Genomic DNA, 1789 nt, shown 5'->3' with positions numbered 1-1789 from the left:
CAATAACATAAGGATGAGCAATAAGGTCACTCAAATAAAGATGGGCATTCTCAATTGTATATTTGAAATGAACCATTCCATAATGATTACTTATATCTCCCGGCAATACATCTTTTTTAACCAGTCCATAAATGGAGCTATCAGATGAATTAATATTATTCCTTATGTCATCCAGAGCCTCTCCGATAATCTTCAGATTTTCGGTAATGGCTTCTTTATCACTTCCTGAGTATTGTTCAAGCTGACTTGTTAAGGTTAGTGTCTTACTTTCCATATCGTCAAGCGAAGCGGTCAGTGAGTCCGAAGGCATAAGTTCAACGCTTTTTTTAGTGGAAAATTTAGCACGGGCAAGAGTAAAGTCATTACTGTTTTTAAATTTCGAAGAGTTAGAATCAAAAGACTGTATTTTTGTCCTAGCAAATTTTCCGGATAATATAACTCTGGTAGGTATATTAAGATTTATATAGTGTTTAGTGACTTGATCAAATGTTAGCCGATTACTGCCGGAGGGACCTGAATATTCCATCACCCGAGCATCTTTTTCATATTCCGATGGATTCTCATCTGATTGTGTAGGGTCCTGATATGTTGATTTACCCTCTGCAGGAAGCTGGCGCCCCCCACCGGCATTTTGTAGCCTGTACGCTAACAAATGAAGTTTACTTCCCCTCTCCCAGGTGACTCCGTTATTCCTGGATATCTCAATTCCCCCATGGTTTATTTTCCCGAGCATTTCTGTCGCCCCAACGCTGAATGTGCGCACGGGCATTGTCGAGCTTAAAGAATACTCGGGAGCATTATTTTGGAGCGCTTCAAGTTTTTCCAGTGGAGCACTCTCTTCCATTTTTCTACTTATTTTTAGCTTTGATGACATATTTTTCGCCATGTCATAAGAATTCTTAACACTCATGCCGCTGGCCAGAAATGCCTGATAAATGGCAAGGGGTTCACCAGTGTCTACGGCTGTCTTAATGCTTTTCCCCACGATTGCCAGATCGACAGTTTTATTTCCAAGCATCAAGCCGTACTTAACAGCCTTACCGCCAATACGGCTGAATTTCCCTACTTTAGCTGCAATTTTGCCTCCAGGAATGCACCCTACAATCAAAGCAGTAATCGCTAATGGGTCAGGCTCCTTACCCTCTGTCACATCAGCTGCAATGTCCGCTGCTGATTGCGCGGTATTGAGAACCCACCCTGCCGGTGTAAATGATGTGAAAGCCCCTACCGTGGCGTCAACCCAGCTTCCTATATATTCAGCCTGATGTACATGCAACTCTGTTTCTTGTATCGTTTCCCCCTTAATGGAGCTGGAAATTAACTGCATCTCCCCACTGAGGGTAGAGAATGGTCGTGCGAATGACCTCAGATACTCTGCGGCAGTCAAGTTAGCCCAGGTGAAGTCAAGATGATATCCTGCTTCGGTTGCACTGACCCCAGGGTCAGGAATGTGGGCGCCTACAATCGCTCTGGAAATTAATAGTTTGTTTGTTGGGGTCGCGTTCTTAAGCTTATAATCGGCCTCGATAGTATTAGCGAGTCTTTCAGAAAGACTCGCAATATCCATCGGCTCTGGATCGTTATAATTAAAGTATTCTTCAAAGTTGAACCTCCCTGTCCTGATATAATTGAGTATATCAATTCCACTGTGATTACTATTAGGCACCTTAGAGTTGAGATAAAATTTCACAGGACCACGCTCAGCAGCATTGTAAGGCATGGCCCATTCAATGTTTGCTAAAAGGTCTTTCCCTTCGCTGACATAGTAATAAGGTATTTCCGAATCTAA

The 1789-nt window shown here is 42.7% G+C and carries 1 protein-coding gene; it reads right to left on the bottom strand.

What is annotated here, in order from left to right; translation table 11 throughout:
• A partial coding sequence (locus tag V2A85_RS23395; RefSeq protein WP_420072521.1) for a hypothetical protein occupies window positions 1-1789 on the bottom strand: 1789 nt, incomplete at both ends.

The sequence above is a fragment of the Yersinia sp. 1252 StPb PI genome (assembly GCF_048593885.1).
Lineage (GTDB): Bacteria > Pseudomonadota > Gammaproteobacteria > Enterobacterales > Enterobacteriaceae > Yersinia > Yersinia enterocolitica_E.
Note: the sequence above shows the minus strand (reverse complement) of the source record. Positions and strands in the feature narration are given on the sequence as shown.